At 38.1% G+C, this 24,896-nt stretch carries 20 protein-coding genes and 3 pseudogenes; 4 read left to right on the top strand and 19 right to left on the bottom strand.

Translation table 11 applies throughout. The features are described 5' to 3' along the window. Positions 1–120: 120 nt before the first annotated feature. The 3 genes from FTX43_RS07595 to FTX43_RS07585 all read right to left on the bottom strand — a co-directional run bounded on the left by FTX43_RS07595 (position 121) and on the right by FTX43_RS07585 (position 3,303). Positions 121–744 (bottom strand): hypothetical protein, encoded by a 624-nt coding sequence (locus FTX43_RS07595; RefSeq protein WP_002293828.1) that lies wholly within the window; start codon positions 742–744, stop codon positions 121–123. 158 nt (positions 745–902) lie between these two features. After that, the gene (locus FTX43_RS07590; RefSeq protein ID WP_002306082.1) at positions 903–2,300 is read right to left on the bottom strand and encodes a glycoside hydrolase family 1 protein; all 1,398 of its coding nucleotides are present in this window, start codon (positions 2,298–2,300) and stop codon (positions 903–905) included. Positions 2,301–2,331: 31 nt separating this feature from the next. Next, entirely contained in the window at positions 2,332–3,303 is a 972-nt protein-coding gene (locus tag FTX43_RS07585) for a LacI family DNA-binding transcriptional regulator (protein ID WP_002299983.1), read from the bottom strand. Between the two features lie 373 nt (positions 3,304–3,676). On the opposite strand from FTX43_RS07585, the gene FTX43_RS07580 reads away from it, so the two are divergent. Then, positions 3,677–4,102: a hypothetical protein gene (locus tag FTX43_RS07580; protein ID WP_002299985.1), complete on the top strand. Its 426-nt coding sequence runs from the start codon at positions 3,677–3,679 to the stop codon at positions 4,100–4,102. 487 nt (positions 4,103–4,589) lie between these two features. Here the strand turns inward: FTX43_RS07580 and FTX43_RS07570 are convergent, their stop codons facing one another. The 3 genes from FTX43_RS07570 to FTX43_RS07560 are packed head-to-tail and all read right to left on the bottom strand — an operon-like array spanning position 4,590 to position 6,322. Beyond that, on the bottom strand, positions 4,590–5,291 hold the full coding sequence (locus tag FTX43_RS07570; RefSeq protein ID WP_147606945.1) for a deoxynucleoside kinase: 702 nt from the start codon (positions 5,289–5,291) through the stop codon (positions 4,590–4,592). Positions 5,292–5,306: 15 nt separating this feature from the next. After that, on the bottom strand, positions 5,307–5,747 hold the full coding sequence (locus FTX43_RS07565; protein WP_002293607.1) for a nucleoside 2-deoxyribosyltransferase: 441 nt from the start codon (positions 5,745–5,747) through the stop codon (positions 5,307–5,309). Beyond that, entirely contained in the window at positions 5,747–6,322 is a 576-nt protein-coding gene (locus tag FTX43_RS07560) for a TIGR00730 family Rossman fold protein (RefSeq protein ID WP_002293608.1), read from the bottom strand. The genes FTX43_RS07565 and FTX43_RS07560 overlap by 1 nt, the downstream gene beginning before the upstream one ends. Positions 6,323–6,562: 240 nt before the next feature. Here FTX43_RS07560 and FTX43_RS15410 point away from each other — a divergent pair, with 240 nt between their 5' ends. Next, positions 6,563–6,772, top strand: coding sequence for a phenylalanyl-tRNA synthetase subunit beta (locus tag FTX43_RS15410; protein WP_002296192.1), 210 nt, complete (start codon positions 6,563–6,565; stop codon positions 6,770–6,772). A 396-nt stretch (positions 6,773–7,168) separates the two neighbouring features. On the opposite strand, the pseudogene FTX43_RS07545 reads toward FTX43_RS15410, so the two are convergent. From FTX43_RS07545 to FTX43_RS07500, 9 genes and pseudogenes are all read right to left on the bottom strand, one after another. Continuing rightward, positions 7,169–7,645 (bottom strand): annotated as a pseudogene (locus FTX43_RS07545) (PTS fructose transporter subunit IIC); the annotation flags it as partial. Between the two features lie 161 nt (positions 7,646–7,806). After that, the gene (locus FTX43_RS07540; RefSeq protein ID WP_002293839.1) at positions 7,807–8,508 is read right to left on the bottom strand and encodes a GntR family transcriptional regulator; all 702 of its coding nucleotides are present in this window, start codon (positions 8,506–8,508) and stop codon (positions 7,807–7,809) included. Between the two features lie 107 nt (positions 8,509–8,615). Continuing rightward, entirely contained in the window at positions 8,616–10,058 is a 1,443-nt protein-coding gene (locus tag FTX43_RS07535) for a glycoside hydrolase family 1 protein (RefSeq protein WP_002313403.1), read from the bottom strand. 13 nt (positions 10,059–10,071) lie between these two features. Continuing rightward, positions 10,072–11,937 (bottom strand): beta-glucoside-specific PTS transporter subunit IIABC, encoded by a 1,866-nt coding sequence (locus FTX43_RS07530; RefSeq protein ID WP_002314601.1) that lies wholly within the window; start codon positions 11,935–11,937, stop codon positions 10,072–10,074. A gap of 120 nt (positions 11,938–12,057) precedes the next feature. Continuing rightward, positions 12,058–12,909, bottom strand: coding sequence for a BglG family transcription antiterminator LicT (gene licT, locus FTX43_RS07520; protein WP_047937861.1), 852 nt, complete (start codon positions 12,907–12,909; stop codon positions 12,058–12,060). Between the two features lie 309 nt (positions 12,910–13,218). Further along, entirely contained in the window at positions 13,219–13,932 is a 714-nt protein-coding gene (locus FTX43_RS07515; RefSeq protein WP_002318718.1) for a class A sortase, read from the bottom strand. Between the two features lie 67 nt (positions 13,933–13,999). Next, positions 14,000–14,326, bottom strand: coding sequence for a nucleotide pyrophosphohydrolase (locus FTX43_RS07510; protein WP_002313399.1), 327 nt, complete (start codon positions 14,324–14,326; stop codon positions 14,000–14,002). Between the two features lie 120 nt (positions 14,327–14,446). Further along, positions 14,447–14,701, bottom strand: a pseudogene (locus FTX43_RS07505) (winged helix-turn-helix transcriptional regulator); the annotation flags it as partial. Positions 14,702–14,995: 294 nt separating this feature from the next. After that, positions 14,996–16,249 (bottom strand): GHKL domain-containing protein, encoded by a 1,254-nt coding sequence (locus FTX43_RS07500; RefSeq protein ID WP_147606943.1) that lies wholly within the window; start codon positions 16,247–16,249, stop codon positions 14,996–14,998. Between the two features lie 60 nt (positions 16,250–16,309). Between FTX43_RS07500 and FTX43_RS07495 the strand changes: the two genes are divergently transcribed. Further along, positions 16,310–17,050, top strand: a complete 741-nt coding sequence (locus FTX43_RS07495) for a LytTR family DNA-binding domain-containing protein (RefSeq protein WP_002306055.1) — start codon at positions 16,310–16,312, stop codon at positions 17,048–17,050. Between the two features lie 85 nt (positions 17,051–17,135). Here FTX43_RS07495 and FTX43_RS07490 read toward each other — a convergent pair whose 3' ends face one another. The 3 genes and pseudogenes from FTX43_RS07490 to FTX43_RS07480 form a co-directional block, all read right to left on the bottom strand. Continuing rightward, positions 17,136–17,894, bottom strand: coding sequence for a WxL domain-containing protein (locus FTX43_RS07490; protein WP_002330033.1), 759 nt, complete (start codon positions 17,892–17,894; stop codon positions 17,136–17,138). Continuing rightward, positions 17,891–18,919 (bottom strand): DUF916 and DUF3324 domain-containing protein, encoded by a 1,029-nt coding sequence (locus tag FTX43_RS07485; RefSeq protein ID WP_002321096.1) that lies wholly within the window; start codon positions 18,917–18,919, stop codon positions 17,891–17,893. Before FTX43_RS07485 ends, FTX43_RS07490 begins: the two co-directional genes overlap by 4 nt. Before the next feature lie 19 nt (positions 18,920–18,938). Next, positions 18,939–22,110: pseudogene (locus FTX43_RS07480) on the bottom strand (Ig-like domain-containing protein). 389 nt (positions 22,111–22,499) lie between these two features. Between FTX43_RS07480 and FTX43_RS07465 the strand changes: the two are divergent. Continuing rightward, complete coding sequence (locus FTX43_RS07465) at positions 22,500–23,717, top strand: IS110 family transposase (RefSeq protein ID WP_073490895.1); 1,218 nt, start codon at positions 22,500–22,502, stop codon at positions 23,715–23,717. Between the two features lie 225 nt (positions 23,718–23,942). On the opposite strand, the gene FTX43_RS07460 is transcribed toward FTX43_RS07465, so the two are convergent. Beyond that, positions 23,943–24,827, bottom strand: coding sequence for a diacylglycerol kinase family protein (locus tag FTX43_RS07460; RefSeq protein ID WP_002328522.1), 885 nt, complete (start codon positions 24,825–24,827; stop codon positions 23,943–23,945). Positions 24,828–24,896: the final 69 nt, after the last annotated feature.

Raw genomic sequence — 24,896 nt, 5'->3', positions numbered from 1 at the left:
ACGGTGTTCAATCAGCTGACCTTCGGTATTAGCTCAAAAAACGGCAAAATATGAGGAACTATTTTGCCGTTTGTTTCTCTAATACTCAGGTCAAAACGCTGATTTCACAACCTCTGTTTTTCATTGTCCATAGGATTGATATTGTCCTTGTGATGACTCATTCGTAATAATTGAGGCTTGATTTTCTTCACTTCCCGTTATCGTTTGTCCACTGCCAGAATCTGAAGGACTTGTTCCTGTCGACTCGTTTTTTTGAGAAGAGACAGTTGTTTTCTTGACTTGTTCATTTGTCTTTTTCCATTCCGCTAAACGATCGGCGACCACTTTTTTGTCTACTTTTTCAGAATAAGCGGTGATCACTTTTCCATTTTTCAAACGGGCTACTTTGTCGCCATCATGAGTCAAAAGCAAAACGGTCAAATGCTTGTCTTTAAATTGATATTGTCTGAGAGAAATCGCACTAAGTACGTCATCGATATTAATAAATTGATTTTCTTCTTTTCCTTTTGGCAAATAGATGTCCAATTCGCCTTTTTCGTAATTGGCAGTTATTTTATACTCCGCCCACCAATAAGTTGAGAATTCTTTTTTGAAATTATCTACTGATTCTTTGCTTGCTACGATTTTTTCTGTTTCTTTCTGAGCAAGATCTGCTGTCATTTTTCCTGAAAATGCTGCGGATAAAATAAGCAGTAAGAAAAAACCGAATAACCAAAAGAGAAGAAACGGTCTTTTTTTCCTCATGCTTTCCTCCACTCCTATTTAATTTTGACTATTCTATTATATACAAAAAATGAAATAGAAAGACAAAAAAGTTGAAAAAGATCGTAAATAATTGAACTTCTTTTTCACAAAATGGTAAGAATGGAGAATTTCACGCATTTGCTCTCAACTATTCTTTCTTAAGCCTCAAATCCGTTTTTATCTGATACGTCTTTGAACCAGTGACCCGATTTTTTGATTGTTCTTTTTCCATCTTGTGCTAAGTCTACTGAAATAAAGCCATATCGATTCTTATATGCATTGGTCCATGACCAGTTATCCATACATGTCCACATATGATAGCCTAAACAATTGGCACCTTCTTGAATTGCTTGATGGACATATTTCAGATGAGATTGGACAAATTCGATCCGATAATCATCGTGGATCATGCCATCTTCTTTGATAAATCGTGCTTCGTTTTCTACACCCATACCGTTTTCAGAAATAAAGCAGTCGATATTTCCATAATGATCTCGTACATTGATCAAAATATCATAGATTCCTTGTTCATAGATCTCCCATCCGCGATAAGGATTCATTTTACGACCAGGCATTTCATAATTGTCGAAATAATCCTCAGGCATTGGACCGTTTTTAGTATCGATTGGTGTTTCTTTTGCTTTTACCCGGCGTGGCTGGTAATAATTGATACCTAAAAGATCTACTGTATTTTCTTTGATGACCGTCAAATCCTCTGGATGGATCACAGGCATGAGATCAAGTTCTTTTACTATCTCAATCAATTCACTTGGAAACTCGCCTTTTACAGCTGGATCAAGGAATGAACGATTGAAGAACGCATCTGCTATTTGCGCTGCTTTAACATCTTCAGGGTTTGATTCGTCTCTTGGATAGCTTGGTGTCAGATTCAAGATGATACCAATAACACCACCTTGCTCCATTTCATGGTAAGATTTGATGGCTAACGCTGAGGCCAACGCTTCATGATAGCCAACTTGGATCGCTTTTTTCATATCTGACTCTTCTGGATAATGCCATCGATATAAATAACCTGCTTCGACTGGAACGATTGGTTCATTATGAGTAAACCATTTTTTTACTTTCGAACCGAACAATTCAAAACAACTTTTGGCATATTTTTCATAGGCTTCAACCGTTTCTCGGTTCAACCATCCGCCTTTTTCTTGCAGATACATCGGCATATCGAAATGATACAGATTCACAAAGGGTTCGATACCGTTTTCAATCAACTCATCAAAATAACGATGATAGAAACGAACGGCTTCTTCGTTGATTGTTCCAGATTCATCAGGTATCAAGCGGCTCCATTGGATAGATGTTCGAAATGAATTATGCCCAGTCTGTTTCATCAACTGTACATCCTCTTGATACTTCGTATAAACTTGTGAAGTTTTTTCAGGTCCTACTTGGTCAAAGAACTTTTGCGGTTCTTTTTTGTACCAATAATCAAAAATGTTCTCTCCTTTTCCATCACCTGAAATCCTTCCTTCTGTTTGTGGGCCACTTGCTGCAGAACCCCACCAAAAATTTGCTGGAAATTGATATTTTTTCATCAAAGCACCTCTTTTCCTTTTTTAGTTCGTTTTAGTTGATTCCATGTATGATATTTTCCATCACAATTACTTTTTCATTTTCTTCCTCTTCTTTTTTGATTCGTTTCAACAGCTGTTCTGCGGCTTGTTCCCCGATTTTATCTGTTGGTGGTGTAATCGTGATTTTCGGAAGGATGCTCAAATCGTTTTTATCCAAATAATCATAATGACTAAACGCAATATCCTTCCCGATTCTGATACCTTCTTGATTGAAACATTCGATAGCACCGATCGACATATTATAATTGCTGACAAAAATCGCTGTTACTCCTTTTTCTAATAATTCTTTTGCCCCATAATAGCCACTTTTTCTAGAATAGTCTCCTGTAAAGACCTCTAATTGGATCGATGGATCATTTTGTACCGCTTCTTTTGCTCCTGCTAAACGTTCTCTTGCTACGTAGTCTGTTTGAGTGGCAGCAATAAATCCGATTTTTTTATGTCCTTGTTCACCATGATGAGCGATCACTTTTGCTACACTTTCTCGATCATTCACTAATATTGTATCAATACCTGCTGGTCCTTCTGGGCAATTCAATGCGATAACTGGAATACTCATTTTTGTGAGCATTTCAAATCCAGACCACTCTTCTTCGGATAAGAAGACAATCAGCCCATCGATCACATGCTTCATCAGGTATTCAATTTTTTGTTCAATTTTTTCTGGCTGATCGGCAAACCCGCTTAATAATAAGCTATACCCATTTTCTTCAGCTACTCTTTCGATCCCTGAGACAACTTCCGACCCAAAACGGCTGGAAATCCCGTTTATCAAAAGTCCAATAGAGAAGCTTCGATTATTCTTCAACCCTTTAGCAATGATGTTTTCTTTATAGTCCAACGCTGAAATCGCTTCTGCTATTTTTTTCATGTTCTTTTCCTTCAGTTGCTGACCATTCAAGTAACGGGAAACTGTTCCCACTGAAACACCAGCCATCTTAGCCACGTCACGGATCGATGCCATACATTCTCACTCCTGCCAGTTACATTTGATTTCTCTTTCTTGTTGTTCGATTATGATGACCGCTTTCTTTGCATAGTGTTGCTTGTCATCAATATCCATATAACTAAAGTCTTCAGTAGAGCAACTTCCTCTCACTATTAATTATACTTAAACAAGTATTTGAACCGGTTCATTTTTAATATAGCATTTTTTTAAAAGATTGCAACACTTTTTTAAAACGCTTTCCGAAAATGGCGAATTTTTTGCCTTTTTAAAATTTTATTCTAAAATTTACTCTATTTGTGGGTGTTTTGTGCGTTTTTCTCTTCCATCCGTTTGAAGTTTTACTTTCCAATGGTATAATTTCTTTATCCTATCAAATGGGGGAAGTATTTTGAAGAAATTAATCGTACTATTTATTTTGTCTGCGGGACTTTTGACATTGACTGGCTGTAATTTGTTTGGCGGCTCTGACCAATCCTCGGATGAAACAACCGATTCTTCTGTCTTAAAAGCGGAAAAAGCAGATATCACTAACAGTGTATATACGCTAAAAGTACGTAAAGATATGGATTTATCCGCGGGACAGTTGACATTTACAGATAAAAAAATGGAATGGACACGCACGTATCAGACACAAGAAACTGATTCTTCTGAATCATCTGAAGAAAAAACAGTGCTGACAGACATCAAGATTACTACCAAAGATGACGAATATATTATTTCAGGAAAAGAAAATAAAAAAGAAGCAACCATCACATTTACCAAAATCGGTAATTACCGTTTGAAGGATGAGGATGGCAACATCTACAGTCTATAGTGCCGTCTGTTGGATCTTCTTTTGTTTCTCCCCTTCTTTTCTGCTATAGTAAAGAAGCAAGATGATTGTAAATGAGACGAAATGGATGATCGATAGTCCTGATTATTGTACATGTAATAACAACAAAAATATCCATACAGAATTTAATGACCAAGGAAGCTTGAGCATATGCGACAACTGTCACAAACTAGTCAAAGATTCATTTAAAACATTTGAATCTTATCCTGTTCAAAATTATGTAAAAAGTAGAAGAAGATAAACAAATCCAAGCAAAACTCACTATGGCTGATTTTTATGAACTTCAAACTCAGCTTCTTCCTTTGATCAAGCTTCATCAGTAAAACAAACAGTGGATCATTTCAGTTTACAAATCAAAGAGTAAAGATTTATTTATTTCAAATATTTGAATATAAAATAACCAAACGATAGAAAGGCTTATTCTACATCACGTAGTAATTTTTCTTTCCCGTCGTTTGGTTTTTTATTTTTAGCCTAATTCTTGACCTTTTGCATGCTGGTTATCCGTAAAATATTTTCCAGCAGGCTTTCCTTCCAATTCAGCTAGTTTTTCTTGGATCTGATGGATCACCTTTTTTGCATCTTCTGGATTTTCTACAAAATCGAATTTATCCCCATCCACTTGTATTTTAGGACATACATCAAAATCTTCATACCATTGATTATAGCGGGTGTTCAACGTTTCATAATAGGCATATAACGTCTCATCGCTTTCTAGCTGTTCATAGTCACGCCCACGTTTTTTGATACGTTCTAGCATCGTGTCCAAAGAAACTTTGATATGGACCATCAAATCAGGCCGTTTTTTTGGAGCAACATCATCTAACTCGTTTAGCATCGTATCTAATAAGCTATCGTACTGCTGTACTTCGATATCCGTTACCCGACCTAAATCAGCGTTTAGATGGAACAACAGGCTATCTTCATAGATGGATCGGTCTAGCACATTGTCATCGTTCACTAAAGCATTTTTCATTGCTAAAAATCGCTTGTTCAAAAAGAAGATTTGCAATAAAAAAGCGTACTGCTCAGGATTTGAATAAAAGAGCGGCAATACTTCGTTATCTTCGACATTTTCATAAAATGGTTTAGAATCAATCTCTTTTGCAAGCATATCCGTCAAACTGCTCTTACCTGCACCAATCGTTCCTGAAATCAAAATCACTGACATACAACCCTTCCTCTTCTATAAGTACTCGCCTACGTAAGTTTCAACAGGCAATGTTTCAAAATCATATTCACGTACAGCTTGGTCTGATTTTAAATACGTATGGAGACTTTGTGTAATCATCAAGTTCGTAGGTACCGTCTCTTCTTGTACAATGATCATCGGTTTTTTCAACATAGTTGCCACACCTAATTCGTAAGCCGTTCCTGGATCGATTGTTTGATGCTCAAAGTCAAGGATAGCAACAACAAATTCTGCATTTGTCAGTTCTTCCATATCTTTTTCGTATACTTCCTGCGCCCATCCAGCGCTGAATAGTTCATAATTGCTTTCTTGGTGATGACGTGGAGAGTAGAAACTTGTGACTGTTTTGTTTTCCTCCAACGCTTTTTCGATACGACTTACTCGATCGATTTGCTCCTCTGAAAAAAATGGTCCTGCTAAATATATTTGACTCATTATTTTGCCTCCTTCAATAATAACTGATTTTTAATAGATACTGCTCGTAATTCATTGACCAGTTCCAATGGATTGTTGGAAAAGATTACTTGATCCAACCATTTTTTATCCATAAAATCCTCTTTTGCAAAAGTTTCTAATAATTGTTGCAAGCCGCTGTAATAACCGCCAATATTCAATATTCCGATTGGCTTGTCAGGCGTCAGACCGATTGCTATCCAAGAAAGAAGTTGTGAGAATTCCTCCAATGTACCTAGACCTCCAGGGAAAACGAGGACAGCATCTCCCTTTTCAAATAATAATACCTTTCTTTCATCGATCGTTTCTGTAGGAATAAATGTAGTAACATCTTTTCCAGGCAATTCAGTTTCAAAAAGCCCATTCGGATAGATACCTGTGACTTTTCCGTTATTTTCCAGTACTGTTTTACTAATCACTCCCATAATCCCGGAGTATGAACCACCGTAAACCAGTTCGATTTCTTCTTGTGCCATGTATTTTCCTAACGTTTGCGCAATAAATTTGTAACTTTCTTTATTACCAAAACGGGAACCGCAAAAAACAGTAAGTTTCATAAAAAAACACTCCCTAACTCAAAAGTCTATCTTCATTCTACACGTGTTTTTTTAAAATAAAAGACTAGATTTTGTAGTTTTTTAGTGGTATATAGGATAGACACCACTATATATAGTATTTAGAAAAAAATCACTTTTCAGCTATTTTATAGATAAAACAAAAATAAATAACGTGTTTTCATCGATATGAAATGACTTACTTATAGAAGATACTGGGATTTCGTCCTATATGCCAATAACGTGTATTATTTTAAACAACAAATACTTGTTTCTTTTATTAACGAAAAAATCATTTTGTTCTCGTGTTATGTTTCACTGATAAATGATGTTTCTCTAAATAAAAAAGCCGACGAACTAAACGATCAAAATTTGATCATTTTTGTTCATCAGCTTCTCCTAAAAATCTTTTTGTTAACGATAAATAGCTGGATTTGTAAAAATATCACTTGAATCGTCACTGCTGGAAGAAAATTCAGTGATAACCGCACCTGTTGCGCCTGCCTGGAACTAGTGTTTGATATTGGGCTCGAACGTGTACTGATCTCTAGCATGAAGAATAATTTCTTTTTTTACTGTATAATAACTTTCTTTCCTTTTTGGAATAGTACAGGAAAGTTTTTTGTTTCCTTTCCTTCGACATAAGGTATACCAGACCTTTTCGACAACGAAAGGTTCTCATTTTTCCTTCATCGTCATTTCAAGGAGGTTGCCGATGCTCTGGACAGTTTCGATCGCTCCTAAACCAAAATCTGTATATTCGATTCTTTCTAACTCTGATTCTTTCATACCATTCCTGCCTCAAGGTACATCTATTGTACTTTTTTCTTGTAATCCATTCTGCCTCTCCTAACTAATTGTCAAATCATCCCAAGATATGTCTTCTTCCTCTTTTTCTTCTTGGATGATTTCTGCATTCGGATCTACTGGTTTTTTCAATAATAAAATGGTTATTCCTGTGACAAAAGAACCAGCTAACAATGCACCAATGAATGCCCATGGTCTGGTCATCGTAGCGACTGCAAACATTCCCGATGCCGGAATACGGCTATCTGCGCCCCAAAACATGCTTAATCCGCCACCTACTGCCCCACCGACTCCCGTTGCTATGACATTGCGTGCCAAGTCGTTCAATACGATAGGGAAACATCCCTCTGTGATCTGACAGATCCCCATAGGAAAAGCGGTCTTCAATGTATCGATTTCTTGACGATTGAATATATTTTTACGAATGATTTTCCCTAAGAAATAAGCGATCGTCAAGCCGAATGGGGTTACCATCGAAGCTAAAATCAATACAGTGATTGGTTCATAGATTCCTTCTGAAAATCGTGCCACACCCCCTTATCCAGAATAAATGGTAATCCAGAAACAGCCGTGTATCTGCGGTAATAAGCCTAACCAAACGAAAAATATGAGAAGCTATTTTTGTTTGGCTGTTCTTATTACTTGATGCAGGGCAGCTTTTTCACAACCTCTTTTTTTATTTATGTTTCATAATCAATATGGTAAGGATGCAGCTCCGTATGGTAGACCGCCTCCGAATATTCAATCATTTCCCCAATTTGCGTAGACGATTTCCGTATCCGTTTGATGCCGATCTGTGCGTCTGTTTTCAGAATTCCTTGTTCTTCTTCTGTTAAAAATACTGCCGAGAAATCATCAGAAAATGAGTCAATAGTATATCCTTTTTTCGTCAGCAAACGATACAAAGATTCTTTGCCAAATTCTTCTCTGCTGAATTGCATCATTTCTTGTGGAAGATAATGAACAAAATAAATATAAGGCTGATTGTTCAAATAATATAAGCGCTTAAAACAAACAGCTTGCTCACCGAAAAAGGAAAACAAAGGATCTTCCTTCTTTATATGGACCAATTGCAAATCCAGCGTTTCTTTCCGGACTTCATATCGGGAGTTCTCCAAGATTTGCGTAAAGCTTGCCGCTTTGGATAATCGATTGTAAGGACGATTGCTTAGAACCGTCGTCCCACGACCACTTTTCTTTGCGACATATTCATCTGATGCCAGCAGTTCGATTGCCTTTCGGACAGTGATTTTGCTGACTTGAAACAGTTCTTCTAATTCACTTTCTGTCGGTAACATCGAACCGACTGGATATTTTCCTGAGAAAATATCTTCTTTAATTTTATCTGCGACTTCCAAGTATAGTACACGTGTCCTTTTCATAACGTCACCCTTTGCTTTACTATTACTAAAAGAATAGCACATAAAAAATAAAAAAAGAACACAAATCACATGTGAGAAGTGTGTTCTTTTTCATTCAGCTGCTTTAATTACAAGTTTACGCCATTTGAGGCAATTACTTCTTTATACCAATCAAAAGATTTTTTCTTTGATCGATTCAGTGTCCCATTTCCTTCATCGTCTAGATCCACATAGATAAAGCCGTAACGTTTACTCATTTCTCCTGTTGATGCACTGACAAGATCCATACATCCCCAAGGCGTATAGCCCATCAAATCTACACCGTCTGCTACTGCATTAGCCATCGCTTCGATATGACGACGTAAATAATCGATCCGATAATCATCAATAATCGTGCCATCCTCTTCCATATGATCAATGGCTCCAAGACCGTTTTCAACAATGAATAATGGTTTCTGGTAACGATTGTATAATTCATTCAATGCGATTCTCAGCCCTTCTGGATCGATCTGCCAGCCCCATTCACTTGCCTCAAGAAACGGATTTTTTACTCCTCCCAGCAAGTTCCCTTCTGAAGTTGCTGCTTGTGGATCAGTCTCATTGATTGCCGTAGACATATAATAACTAAATCCGATGTAGTCCACTGGATATTCTTTTAGCAACTGGAAGTCTTTTTCCGTTTGCTCTAATTTTTCCGGATCGACTCCATATTTTTTATGGGTACGCGCTGTGTATGCAGGGTATTCTCCACGTACTTGGACATCCGTGCAGAAAAAATTGAATTCTTGGTTTTGGATCATTGTTGCTGCCTGATTGACTGGATTGGCATCGATGCTGTAAGTTGTTGCATAGATAATCATGCAGCCGATTTGGATATCCGAACGCAATTCGTGGCCGATTTTTACGGCTTTGCTACTTGCAACGAATTGATTATGCCATGCTTGGAAAATATTTTGGTACTCTCCTGCTCCATTGCTTTTTACTAATCCTTGACTTAAAGCTGGAAAGTGAAAGGCCGAATTGATTTCATTGAAAGTCATCCAATATTTGACTTTACTGCTGTATCTCTCTAATACTGTCTGAGCAAATCGTTCATAGAAGTCGATCAGTTTTCGATTTTTCCAGCCACCGTATTCTTTTGCCAAATGAAGAGGCATTTCGTAATGAGAAATCGTGATCACAGGTTCAATATCATATTTTAAGCACTCATCAATCAGCTGATCATAAAATTCTAATCCCGCTTCGTTAGGAGTACCTTCGTCTCCATTTGGAAAAATTCGTGTCCAGGCAATCGAAAAACGATAACATTTGAATCCCATTTCCGCAAACAAGGCAAGATCTTCTTTGAAACGATCGTAATGATCGATTCCTCGATGATTCGGGTAAATATATTTTTCTTGATCAATCGTCCAGTCAAATTCTTCACTGCCGATAATCGCAAAGCGCTGCTTACCTCCAGGCATAGCATCTGCAACGGATAGCCCTTTTCCGTCTCGATCATAAGCCCCTTCTAATTGATTGGCAGCAGTTGCTCCACCCCATAAAAATTTTTCTGAAAAACGTGATTGCATCCTGATTTCCTCCTTATTTTACAATTGCCAGAACATCTTCGTTTGCAATAATCTCTTTTTGGTCTAATTCAAGTATATCGGCAAATGCATCAGTATTCGTAATGACAACTGGAGTGATTACGCTATAGCCAGCTGCTCTAATTGCTTCGATGTCAAAACGAATCAATAAATCTCCTGCTTGGACGAGATCCCCTTGTTTGACTAAGATCTCAAAGCCATTCCCATTTAATTCTACTGTATCCATCCCGATATGAATCAAAATCTCCGCTCCGTCAGTCGTTGTGATCCCTACAGCATGTCCAGTTGGAAAAATAGTCGTGATCTCTCCGTCTGCAGGTGCAACTAGTTCTCCTACTTCTGGATCAATAGCGATACCTTTTCCCATCACGCCAGAAGAAAAAACTTGGTCTGGTACTTCACTCAATGGCAGTACTTTACCCGTTAAAGGACTTTTTAAGGTATGCCGTGCTGAAGTAATCGGTTCTCCTGCATTCGCATGTTTGTTTTCTAATTGATTGTCTTGTGTTTGTTCGTCAAATCCTAAAATCAATGTACCTACGAATGCAAGAACAAAAGCAATTCCTGTAGCTATTACTGCTACTGTCACATTTGACTCTACACCATCCACCGTACTAATGAAAGTCGGAATCGTCAATAAGCTGACCAAACTGCTGGAGAAAGCTTTTACTCCGGAAAATCCGATAATAGCTCCACCAATACCTCCAGAAATACAAGCGGCAATGAATGGTTTCTTCAAAGGTAATGTCACACCATACACAGTTGGTTCAGTGATTCCAAATAACGAAGTCACTGTAGAAGAAATCCCTAATGCTCGAAGTTTCGTATCTTTTGTTCGCAATGCTACAGCTAAAGCAGCCCCACCTTGTGCCAAGATGGCTGGAAGAAGCATTGGCATCAATACATCAAACCCATATTGTTCGATATTCAAAAACATGATCGGTACGAATCCCCAATGCATGCCGAACATCACGAATACTTGCCATAAACTTCCCATGATTAGACCTGCTACGATTGGACTAAATCCATAAATCGAGTTGAAGAGACCGCCTAAAGCATTACCGGCAACCGTCCCGATTGGTCCTAAAGCAAGAAATGTTAATGGAACCATCACTACTAAAACGACAAGCGGAACTAAAATCATTTGCAGAAATTGCGGAATCACTTTTTTTACGAATGGCTCTAATTTACTTTGAACCCATACGGCTAGAATGATTGGTATGACAGAAGAAGTATAACCAGATGGTGAAAGAATCACTGGGATCCCAAAGAAACTGATAGCTTCTCCCGCACCAGCAACTGCTGTGATAGCTGGATACACAAGTGCCATAGCAATTGCTACTGCTAAAAACTGGTTGGCTTTGAACTTTTTAGCTGCTGTAAAAGCAAGCATGACAGGTAAGAAGGTAAAGACACCATCTGCTGCAGCAAACAATATTTGATAAGTACCGCTATCAGCTGTCAGCCAGCCCATCACCGTTGCCAATGATAAGAATCCTTTCAATACCCCGGCAGCTGCCATCGCCCCTAGAAAAGGTGTAAATATACTAGAGATAATATCGATCAGACGATTCAAAATATTTTTGGACTCTTCTTTTCCATCCTCCGAAACTGCAAGACCTTCCTCATCCACGATCGATTGATAAACATCTGCTACATTACTGCCAATCACTACTTGATACTGACCGCCACTTTGTACGACTTGGATCACGTCCGGGTCTTCTTTTAACTTTTGCGTATCTGCTAAAGATTCATCTTTTAATCTGAATCGCAACCGGGTAGCACAATGTACTAAACTTTTGACATTCTTTTGTCCTCCTACCGCTTCCCATACACGACGACCAACTGCTTGATTATCCATTGTTTTTTCCTTCTTTCTTTTTTATTTAAAAAATAAAAACCCAGATTGAAAAAAACAGTCACAAACATTCGTGAACCTATTTTTTCAATCCAGGTTTTGCCTGCCATACAGTAACAATCCTTATGATTGGATGCTTTTTTTCTCACTTACTACTCTTTGAATATGAATCGTTAAATAAATCTGCTCTGCGATCCTCATTTCCTGTTTTTGCGTTTGTCGAAGATACTCATTGATCCGTTCGACACAATGAAACGCTTTTGGATACTTTCCTTGAACTAATGCGTAGAGAAATTCATCTTGCTCGTCAGATCCTTCCCCTTTGAGATAACGCTGGGCAAAAAACTGCAGATGAGTAATGATACGCTGATAATTCAAAGATTCTTCATCGAACACGATGCCGAAGAATTTACTGATGATACTCAGTATATCTCTTACCATTGTGGTAGCGGTCATCGTCACTTGCATGTCTTCGTTTCCTTGTTGGCTATTCACAAAATGAAAGGCAATAAAACCGGCTTCATCCTCAGAAAGTTCCACACCCGTCTTTTGTTTCACGAACAAAAGAGCCTCTTTCGCTGCTTGATATTCTTTCGGATAAAATTTTTTTGTTTCAAATAATAATGGATTAGGCAGTTGGATATTTTCTTTTGCTCGTGTGATCGCATAATGAAGATGATCGGTCAATGTCAGATAAATATTAGGCGAAAATTCAACTTTTAGTTTATCTTCAGCCAGTTCGACTACTTGTTTGACCCATTCGATCTCCTCTGCCGGAATATCAGCCATCAGCTGCTGGAATTGGTTTTTAGCAAAAGAATCTCTTAAAACAAATTCTTTTTGGACCGCTTCTGGCGAAATCTCGTCCCCAATCTTTTTTTGAAAAGCTAGTCCTTTTCCCATACAAACGACTTCTTCCCCGAATCCATTTTTCGAAATGACGACATTGTTATTCAAAATTTTATCAATTTTCATTTTGCTTCGCCCTCTCAAGAAAAATAAAAAAACCTAGAATTCGCCTACTGTTTCTTAGCTGAATTCTGGTTTTGCCTGCCGTACAGTAACAATCCATTTCTTATTCAAAATCATCATACCATCGAATTTTTATTTATGCAAGCCTTTTCATATAAAAAATAAAAAAACTGGAACACAAGTCTATCTAGAAAACAACCAAATCAGAGATGCACCTCTTTGCGTTCCTCTTTTTTTCAGCAAATTGGTTTTTCCTTATCGATTCATATCCTTTGGCTGTTTTTAATCTGTAACGACTTATGTCCCAGTATCCTAAAATGTTTTTGTCTCTAGATTGAAAGCAGATCTCATATCATCTGTCGCATCTTTTATCGGTGTAACACTTTCCAGTTCTCCTTGTACAACTAGTCGCGTGACGGCGTCCATGTCGCCACAAGTAATTAGTGTGACAATTTCTTTTCCCTCGACTTCATTCAGTAATTGGGTATCTGTAGGAGCAACTTTTTCTTTAAAAAATGTTTTGTATGTATACACATTTTCTAAATCTGTCAAATAGATCTTGGCACCCATCTCTAAATTTTCTAGCGGTGTAAACAGCAATTCAGGGTTCGTTGCACGATGGCTTGCTAAGGCATAATTTCCTTTTCCCATTTCTTGATCTGGAGATAATGTTCCTGCTCCGTAAAGTAGTGACGTATTATCCAAGCCTTTGAAAATCGGTAAATTGATTGAAACTGAAGGGACTGCGATACTAGCAATCACTGGTAGATCTGTTCCTCTCATCTGCGACCTCATGACCCCTTCTGTCGTCATTGGTTCTACCGCATCAAAGTCAAAACTGACATCTTTATCGTTATTCTTTTTCAGATCTTCTTTTGTTACATTCGCTATAGCATATTTATCTCCTGTCTCTCTGACAAGATAATCCTTGATCTGTTCATTGAAAATCAAAGCTAGTCCTACTAATAACAAGAGGAACAAGAGGATATTGACTAGCCATCTTTTTGCTTTTCCTTTTTTTTTCATTTTCTCTCCCTCCAGACTCATTTTACTGTTTTTCTTTTGCTCTTTCCAACAGCCGAATGACACATTTCTACAACTCTGTGTATTTTTTTCGTACACCTGCGCTTTTTTCTACAGGATATTTCAAATTATTTTTGATCAATTTTTCTTCAATGATCTCATCTAGATCCATCTGAAGGTTGTCTGCCATCATGTATGAATAGATCAATACATCTGCCAGTTCTTCTTTGATTCGTTCTAATTGTGTTTCTTTTACTTCTTCCGGCGTTTTCCATTGAAAAAGTTCTAACAATTCAGATGCTTCCAAAGAAATAGAAATAGCCAAATCTTTTTCGTTATGAAATTGTCGCCAATTACGTTCATCTCTAAACTGGTTAACTTTTTCCATGCTATTCATTTGCTTGCCTTCTTCCAATCATTTCTTACTTGATTAATCATACCATTTTTTTACATAAAAATAGATGATGCTTTTAAAAAAACTCCTGTTTTCTTTTATTTAAAATAAATGTCATAGAAATCAGTAATTTAGGTAGCCACCATGTGTATGCAGTAATGTGACTTCTTCCCCTGAGGCTTTTTGTTTTTCGATACGTTCTTCTCCCCAAACAGACATCGCTATTAGAATCTCTCTTAATGATTTTCCTTCTTCGGTGAGCGAGTACTCTACTTTAGGCGGGACTTGGTTATAGACTTTTCGATGGACAATGCCATCTTGTTCTAACTCTCTTAACTGCTGGGTCAGCATTTTTTGTGTGATCGTAGGGATTTTCTTGCTTCTCCACGCCTAAAATAAGCGATATTGCTCTTCCCTTTATCTGGTGTAAGCAAAGCAGTTAGCATTTTGACGATCGTGGGTTCCGCTTTTCACTTCTTATCTACTTAGTATCATGAAGTATACTTTCGTACTAATACTAAGTAGCGGAAGTGTCAACTACTTTGTTTAACTACATAGCAAAAGAAACAGAAGGGTGACAACGGTCATCACGCTTCTGTTTCTTTTGAATATGCTGTGTTGTTGTCTCTATCTCCGTGTAGACTTTCCTCAAGCTTATCCTTTGACAGTAAGTCAGTAGGCTGATTTGCTCTTTCTAGATGCCAGATACATTTCTACAAAAAAATAGTGATTCTGTTTTGAAAATTCGATTTTTAGTTCTGTATTTTCGTAAACATCCAACATTTTTTTCGCACTGTATAGACCTAACCCGCCATTTTTTTTAGAGGTTTTTCCTCTTTTGACCATCTCCGATAGCGTCAAATTCGTCGGATTTGCCTTGTTCGCTATACTAAAACGTAATCCCTCTTTTTCTTCCAGCAGATTGATCGTAATCGGACTCTGATCGGCTACACGATGATCGAATGCGTTAGAAATAAAAATAGATAAACAGCGAATAAAAACAACCAGATCAATCGGGATTGTTTTCACTTCGACAGGAATAACTACTTGGATCGGGATTTTCTCCGATTCTGCTTTTTCTAGAAATTTTAAAAAGACACCCCTGACAGCTGGGGATACAATATTTGTTAGCTGTTGTATTTGCGGTTTTTCAAAAATAGCTGCAGAATGATCTTCTAAGATTTCTAAAAATTCCAACGTTTCTTTTTTATTTTCCTGAAGAGTAATTTTTAATGAAAACAGTAGACTTTTATAATCATGTTTGAATTCCTCTAGATGATGGTAATATTCTTCATTTATTTGATACAGTTGAAGCGATTCCTGATGTTGTCTTTCTTTTACTTGGAAACTGATCAACATAATGGAAAAAAACAAAGAAAAAAAACTGATGACTATCGACAAAAGAGATAGAAGCAGATAATTAGATGAGCGGAAGTGAACACTTCCCAATACCAAGTAAATCACGCCCCAGCTTAATAAAATACAAATACCTCCAAAATAGTGTTCAGTTGGATAAGTAAAAAGCAAGTTGAGAAATCTCGTCTGTTTGTCTATACTTTTTACTAATAGATAGAAAATAAATGCGTTAAGTAGTGCAAAAAAACTTGCTGTTCCAAGATGTCTCTTTCCTAAATAATCCATCAGATCAAAAACCAGAAAAAAGCTGAGTCCAGTGATAGCAAAAAAAAGATTACTGATCAAACAGCTGATAAACAGGTTTTTCGTAGTAAAATAAAAAAGAAACATCAATAATAAGCCAACTAGGTAAGGAAAGCTCACTTTAGGGATAGGAAATAAAAGTGTCACCACCATCAAAGCTATACAACCAAAGCTGTTTTTTACTAGCAGTTGTTTCGAAAAGAATAAATAGATACCTAAATCTAAAATCAAAGTAAAGGTCAAATAAAGTGTCACTGTTGCGACCATCTTATTCCTCCTTTGTTTTGTTTCAAAATGTACACATATTTTTTTAATAGGAGCCTGCATATGAAAAAGTATTTTATCATAGAAGATAACCAGTTTCACAGCGAATGGATCATCAAAGAATTGGTCAATCATCATATCGAGAATATCGTGCAGCTCACTTCTATCTCTCAAATCAATCAGTTGATCCAGTTGGGCACTATTGATAATCACGATGTTTTCTTTATCGATATCGACTTGAAGCAATCACTCACAGGTATTGATGTCGCCGAACAAATACGTAAAAAAAATGCACATAGTAATATTGTTTTTTTCACCGCTTATACGAATTTTGCAGTAGAGATCATCAATCGGAAAATCCTTCCGATTGGATATATCAGAAAAGACAGGAATTTATCTGAACAAATTCGTCAAGTGCTAGAACAGATCAATTGGAAAGAACAGCAAATCGTAAATGTCGATAAAATCTTTATTGATCAAAAAGGTGGAAGTCTCGTCCTGTATCCTCGGGAAATTTTATATATTGAAAGTATCAAAGGTTTGAAAAACCAAGTTATGGTCAAAACAACTACAGAAGATAAATTAGTGAATACTTCTTTAAAACAATTGAAGACAGAGTTGGAAAAGTATGCTTACTTTTTACTATTAAAATCTTACTGTATCAACTTATCGCAATTGCAGAAAATTGATTCTGCTCATTATGTGTTAGAATTTTTCAATGGTGACTCCTTACTCGTTGGTCGAAAGATCTTTGAAAAGACAAAGGAACGTTTCCATGACTTCCAAAAAACTGCTTCGAGTTGATGAATAAGAGCTGAGACGTAAGCATAGCAGATTTCAGGGAGTTGGCCTTGAATCGGCTCCACTCCCTGAAGTCATTGATTTGATTTTACGCTTTCCCTTCTGTAGGAGCATCTGTTAACGACCATGTGAATGTTGAAACGTAGTTGTCTACGGCATAATTGGATACAGGAACAAATAATTCCACTGATTGTCTCCCTTGTTCCACATTCTCTCCTAATGAATAAATCCATGTGCCAATCCCTTCATTTGCTCCTGCAGTTACTAGATCTACTGCCTGATCTGCTGGGATCTCAATTCCTTCAGCGCCAGTACCAGAAATAGTAGATGGCGTTCCACTGCTATTAGTTGCGCTATTTCGAATCACGGCGTTTTTGAATTTCACCTTTGAACCAGTTAGTTTATTCGTATCAGATGTTGTACCAATAAATTCTGTTCGTTTGACTGATAGTTTCCAACCGGCATAAATTCCGCTTTTATCCGTTACTTGTACGAAATTCTGTACTTGTGTTGCTGTCCCTGTACTGTCCGTTCCGTTTTGTAATGCAGCATATACTGTTTTTGCTGTACCTAACTTGATTGTTCCAAAATCAAGATCTGGAGCTTGGTCAATCGTCAGTAATCCGGATGTTCCCTGATTTGGTTCGTCAGGTGTAAACGGCGTATCGGGATCATTTGGATCAACAGGAGGAACTGGAACAACGTCTTCAGGATTTGCGGCATCTGGTTTTGTTACAGAAATCGTTCCTTCTGTAGTGGCTGAGCTCTTATTCTCAGCAAAAACACTTTGTGTACATAATAATAGACTTCCAGCTAGAACGGTACTTAATGCAATTGTTTTTTTCATTTCTTTTTCCTTCTTTCTTTTAAAATAAATAATCCAGCAAATAAGCCAATAAGAATGACTCCAACAAGTATCAGCCATCGCCAGTCAAATGTTTCTGGCTGATTTTTTAAATCAATATCCTTTTCATTCAATTGGTCCGCTGCATCATCAGTTATTTCAAAATCGGTATGGAGATTCCAGCGTTTTTCTTTCCAAGCACCCTTCACAACCGCTTGATAATGTCCCGGAGCTAATTTTTTTCCTTCTAATGGGACAAGTAAATCAAAATTTGTATTGGGTGCTACATCTATTTTTTCTTTTTTTATTGAAAGATAAGGCTCTTTTGTTTCTTTTTTGTAGATTTCAACCGATGTAGTCAAGCCGAACATATAAGAAGCATTTGGATTTTGAAGATTCGCCTTAATCACATTTCTTCCATCGCTTTGATCCGCATAAGCTTTTTTTAATTTCAAATTTGGGGAAGACTCTTTTTCGCTATTTCGAATCAAGATTGCTTTCACTTGAGAAAACTGATTGACGACACCAACTGTACTTTTGTTAGAAACGTTCTCTTTTTTTTCTTGAAACGTGATTCCTCCTGCGACCACACCAGCCAGCTCTTTTTCTGGAGCTTTCAGTGAAAGTGTCTCAGTGACCGCACTTTGAGGAGGAACAGTTATTTCTCCTACTGTTTTTGCTAAGTTTTTCATATCATAACTTAATGTTTCATCAAATTTACTTTTTGATTCTCCATATTCGATCACACCGTTTGAATTCGTCGTAGCGGAGTGGATCAATGTCTCAACTGTTACTGATTTATCTGTTCGGTTAAAGACCGTGTAGGGGATTTCCTGTGTTTTCCCAGGCTCCATCCTTACATTTATATATGTTTTGTTCTTATCAATCTGATTAGCCGGTAATTCAAAATCTACCGCAAAATTGAATTCGGAGGCATGGACAGGTGTCTGCCAAAGGATGAATCCAAGGAGAAGGATCAGAAGTAAAGAGCAGTTGTTTCGATGACTTTTATTCCATATTCGATTCATCAATCATCCTCCTTGATCTTTATTCTGTCGGCGCATCTGCTAATGTCCATGTCATCTCTGCTGAGTAATTACCAGCTATCTGATTTTCTTTGGTTAAGACAAGTTTAAACGCCCGACCATTATTTAAATATTCTGAATAATCTGTTTGCACATTCGTTGAATTTTGTCCTCTGACAATTTCCAGTTCTTCTTCATTCACTAATTGATACTCCTCAGCTTTCTTGAAATATAGGACATCCTGCATAGAAAATCCTGCATCGGTTGTGAAAGGCTGAGATAATTTTATCGTTAAGATCCATGGACTTTTTGTTTCTCACTGATCATAAATCCATAATTTTTCCTGTATATCCATTTGGCCAAATGCTTCTTGCGTCAACCCAGTTGCTTTGATCTGACCACAATCGAGTTTGGAAGGGGCAAGAAATGAGAGACCACCTTCTACTACAATCTTCGTAGCAGGTGCAAAAGGCGGGGCATCATGATAAACAACTGGCGTATCACTTGGATTGTGATTCCCAATTTCATCGTTGGTACTTGGCTTGTTCTGCACACCCTTAGCAGCAGCTTCTCCTGCTTGGTCGTTTAATACAATTTCTAATACATCTCCTGCAAAAAGTTGATTTTCTGGGATAGAAAGAACAAATTTCCCTGTATCATCAATAGTTGTTTCGGACAAAACAGCTTGATTTTTTTTCAATGAAACCAAAGCTCCTGCTTCGCCTGTACCTGTGATTGAGCGAGAAGCTGCATTGATCAATGTGGTACTTAATTTAGCAGGCTCAGGAGGAATCACATCGACTGTCGTTTTGGCAGAGTCCAGTTCTGTCACTTCTTGGCCGCCTCTTACTTTTTTAGCAGCAACTATTTGCACTTGATCCCCCGTTGTTAGTCTTTCTTCGTTGGGTACTTGAACCTCAAACAAACCGCCTTGTTCGCCTTCTCCCCACGGATTATATCCTGCCCCTTCATTTTCATCTGTTTGTCCTTGTGTGAGAGCAGTAATTTCTACAGGTGATTTCGTCGTATCTGCATAAGTAATACGTAAAGTCACTTCTACTTCGCCTGTCCAAGCATCTCTTGGCTTTGCCTCGACACCTTCGGGAACAACGACATGCCCATAGATTTTTTTATCTGCATTCGTTGGTACTCTTAAGGATTCAATCATCGGAAGCTGGTTATTGGCACTGATTCGATTATAATTTTTCATTCCGGCACCTGTCTGAGCAAATTCATTTGTTAAACCTGCACTAGGGCTTGATACAAAATTACCTAAGTCGGTTCCATTGATCGATAAGTCTGTCATATCAGAAAAATAATCCGGATCTTTTTCAAAGTTATCGAACGTTGCTCCTGCCTTTCGCCATAAAGCAATTTCTGAATGAGCGATCTTCAAAGAAGAATCGCCATTTCCTTGAAATACCCAGCCACCTATGCCATTAGTCTCGCTTCCGATCCGTTTGTTTTGGAAATCGAAATAGGTAGGAGATTCTAAGTCTACATTCAACACATCCCCACTGATGATGCCAGTCTTATCTTCCCCAGTTTTCCCGACCATGACTAAATAAGTTTTTTCGCCAGCCATAAAGTTCAAATCAATATCTCCAGTTGTATCTACGGTAGCTCCGGAATCTGCGCGTATATCGATATTTGATTTTTCTCCAGTAACCGTAAAATCAGCTGACCCTGGACTTTCTAGAAAACCAGAAGCGTCATAAAATTGGATCGCTTGGTTTCCTTGATTGAGTCTGTTCACATAAGATTTGCCATCCCCTGCATTTCTTACCTTCAATGAGCCTCCATTAGTTACTGTTAGTTTTTGCGTACCGTTCTCAAAACGAACTGCGCTAGAACGACCACTTTGCTTATCAATATCGATGACTGATCCGGCTCCTTCTACGATCAAAGAAAGTCCTTTCCCTACAAAACGCATCCCATTGTTTCCAGGTTGGTCGCCATCTCCAGCCATTTTGACCGAGATTTGTCCACCACTTGATACATGGATTTGACTAGAATCTCCTTGCAAGCGAAATCCGCCAGTAGTTGCTGTATTGATTGTGATTTTCCCATCATTCGACACAGCGACTCTTGATCCTGAGCCTCTCATTTGGATAATTCCGCGATTGTTGTCGTTGGTAATATTGATCTTTGTATTTACCGAAAATTCACTTCCTGAGCCACTGACTTTAAATGTGACATTCCCGGGTAGCGTATCGACAGCCTCTCCTTCATCGCTGACGCCATCTGCCCGATCATAGTCAAGAGAGACCTTTGAACCACTCAAGATATGGAGTCCTGGTGCTGTTTTTCCACTGCCCGTCTCATCACCTGAATCTAGAAAACCATAGAATTTTCCTAGATATGGTCCATAAAGCTGACTACCATTGATTACATTTAGCTGATAGCTTCTACAAAAATAAGCTTTACCCGGAGCGGCATTCATCCCTTCTTTCACTGGTTGGACATCCAATACACCGGAAACACCATCTAATGTGACAGTTGCACGAGGGGCGTAAATCAGGCCTAATTTAGAACCATCATATAAGTCAAGTGTCCCGGTAAATTTTATTTCTCCCGTAAAATGATATCTGTTTCCCCAAAAATCGGACATATAAGCAATGATAATGGCATTTCCATCGATATTTGGTATCAACCCACCTGGATGAGCTGCCGTTCCTTTAAAATTCTGAAACTCGATCGACTGAGGTGTCTCATTGATATAGATGTGATGTGTGCCGAAATTATGAGCAAGTCCGCCAAAATCGATAACGATATCTCGCTTGATCTCCAATTCCCTGTCTAAAGTCAAAGGCTGAGTTAAACGAATCTTAGCTACTGATTCGTCTGCGAGAAGCTGCGTCAGTTCTTCTGTTGTGGCAGCTTCGCTGTACCCATCCGCTGAAACAACTCTAACCTGTACCTCTTCACTGCTTATCAGACGTTTGTTCAGCTACTTCTGAGGTCTCACTTGTCTTATTTTCTTCTTGCCTTGTATTAGAAGTAGGCGCCTCACTTTGGGATTCTGTAGTTTCAGAAGTAATTGATTCTTCTGAAAAAGTAGTCTTGTCAAAACTTTGATTCTCTGATTGCGTTGATTCGCTTGTTTTCTCTACATCGGCAAAAACGGATGTCACCATCAAGAGAGGGAAGACAAACAAAATCGACGCAATCAGCTTTTTTACATATTGATTCATTCTCCACCATCCTCTCTGACGTTTTGACAATTTTATTTTAACGTTTTAATTTATTTGTAATTGTACTTTCATATTTAAATATGTATTTTTATGGAAAATTTTTCTGTTAGGTGAAAATTTCTTTTTTGTACAAAAACATACTAAGATTAGAGGGGAACATCATTGACGAATGATGTTCCCCTCTATTTTCTATTTTTAGATTATAGTGAAGAGTGAAAGAAAGTTCGAACAAAGCCTTGAGGACTACGAGTCCCTATCAAAAACCGAACTTCTTTACTGTCATTTTAGAATCAGGTTTACGTATGTTGGGGCCATGAGCCCGTGTATAGGAAATTGGAATCGAAATGAAGCAGTAAAGTTCTTTCAAAACTTAAAAAGGAGGAAAACAAATGCCTTACATTCTTGCATTAGATGTTTCAATGGGACACAGCTACAGTGTCCTATACAAAGACGACACCTGCTTATTTGAAGACGAGATTGAACACACTCAAAGAGGATTTCATGCATTACTCGAAGAGATCCAGCACTTGCCTGAACGTCCATTGATTGTTTTTGAAGCAACGGGGATTTATTCCAGACCAGTCGAAAAGTTCTTTCAAGATCATCACTTTTCTTACTGTTTGTTAAACCCGTTAGAAGCGAAAAAACAGATGGAAGAAAGCACCTTACGCAGTTGGAAAACAGATAAATCGGATGCCCATCGGCTCGCACAGACTCATCTTAAAAGTCAACGTCAGCCAAAAGAAGTACAAAGCAATTTTTACTTAGAGATGCGCGATTTAGCCCGTTTTTATCAAGAAATTGAGAAGAAAATCACTCGTCTGCGCATGGATTTACACAACTGTCTTCAGTTGACTTTTCCAGAGCTTGAACAGTTCTTTTCAAACAGGCTGACCCCTTACGCATTGACATTGATCCGTCTTTTTCCCCATCCAGATTTTGTATTGGCATCTACTCGGACAAAAATAAAAAATAAACTGATCAACGAAACACGGAAAAAAATCTCCGCGAATCGTGCCGAGCAAAAGGCAGATCAAATCATCCACTATGCACAGTGTGCCTATCCAGCTGTTGAAAAAGACAGTATCCAATGTCAAAAAACAATCTATTACGCCGAACTTCTCCAAGATTTACTCGAACAAAAAGAAGCACTGGCGACACAAATGATCAAAAAAGCCGAAGGCTCTCCTTGCTTTTTGTTGTACCAAACGTTCCCTGGGATTGGCGCACTCACAGCCGCTTTATTGCTCGGTGAATTAGGAGATATCACACGATTTAAAACCCATAAACAATTGAATGCTTTTGTCGGAATCGACATCCGACGGTATCAATCAGGTAAGTATACTGGCCAAGACCGCATCAATAAGCGTGGTAATCCCAAAGCACGGAAAATTATTTTCTTCACCATTCGAAATATGATTCGCCAGCAACGCGCAGCTCCTAATCATATTGTCGATTATTACTACAAATTAAAAAAGCAACCTATCCCTAAGAAAGAGAAGGTTGCCACAGTTGCTTGTATGAACAAGCTTCTGAAATGTATGCACGCTATGGTTAGGGCACATACAGAGTACGACTATGCGTACGCGGTCTCAGTGGACCATTAACTAAACCACTTACAGTATACCACTTCTTTGCCCAGATCGAAAATTTTTTACGAACGGGGCTTTATTTGGTGTGCCTTGATTTTGTCGCTTTCGTTTACGAGCTATTTTTCTTGCACCTTTTACTTGACTAATCGTAGGAAAAAGGCTGTGACAAAAGTCTTGTCACAGTCCCTTATCCCGAACAAGCGGTGTTCTCCTGACAACTCTTCGGCCACAACCTCCATTTTAACAATAAACCTGTAAATGTGAGGGTAACACTTTGATTATCACAGGTAATTTATCCCCTTCATCCCCATCAACATTCGTCGTCAATTCTTCCTCATCAGCTAATGACACAACTAATTGCTCACAAGTAAGATAGGCTAGATTTTTCGTAGATTCATCTACTCCTTTTAATAGGTCTGGCAATGTTTTAAGCGTATCGATCAAAGAAGAATCTTTTAAATAAACCAAATGGAGCTTACCATCATCCACTTTTGCATTTGGAAGTAATGTTTCAAAACCGCCGACTGAGTTAGTTAGTCCTATCAGCAAGGTACTGCTCTCAATTTCTTTCTTCTTTCCATCAACTTCTACGTGAAACGAGTAGGATTGTGTGGAAGCTAACTGTTTGATTCCTGACATGAAATAAGCTAGTTTTCCAAATTTCGTCTTCTTCTCCGCATCTACATCATTGATTGCTTCAGGGATAGAGCCAATTGCGACGACATTCATAAAATAGTCGTCATTTATTTTTCCAATATCCAATGGCTTGACTGATTCAATCGAAAAATGATTGATCGCTTCCTCAGGTTCTAGCGGTATCCCTAATGCTCGAGCCAAGTCATTCACCGTACCCAATGGGAAAAATCCGAAATTTGGCCGATGTTCTTGTTCAGCGATTCCACTGATTCCTTCGTTGACTGTTCCATCTCCGCCCATGACAAACATACTATGATACCCTTCCGTAGCCGCTTCGCGAGTAAAGTTTTTTGCATCCCCTGCTTTTTTTGTATGCAAGACGACCACTTCATCAAACACCGATTCCAATTTTGCTATCGCTAATTGCTCAAATTCCTTTGCTTGTTCACCGCCTGAACTGGGGTTTACCACTAATAAAACTTTTTTCATCACTTTCTTTCCCTTCTGATTGATTTCTTTAATATAACGATAGCATAAAGAAAAAAATTAGGCTGTGAT

This window comes from Enterococcus sp. DA9 (genome assembly GCF_008000875.1).
Lineage (GTDB): Bacteria > Bacillota > Bacilli > Lactobacillales > Enterococcaceae > Enterococcus_B > Enterococcus_B lactis.
The sequence above is the reverse complement of the archived record's forward strand: the minus strand, read 5'-3'. Positions and strand labels throughout refer to the sequence as shown.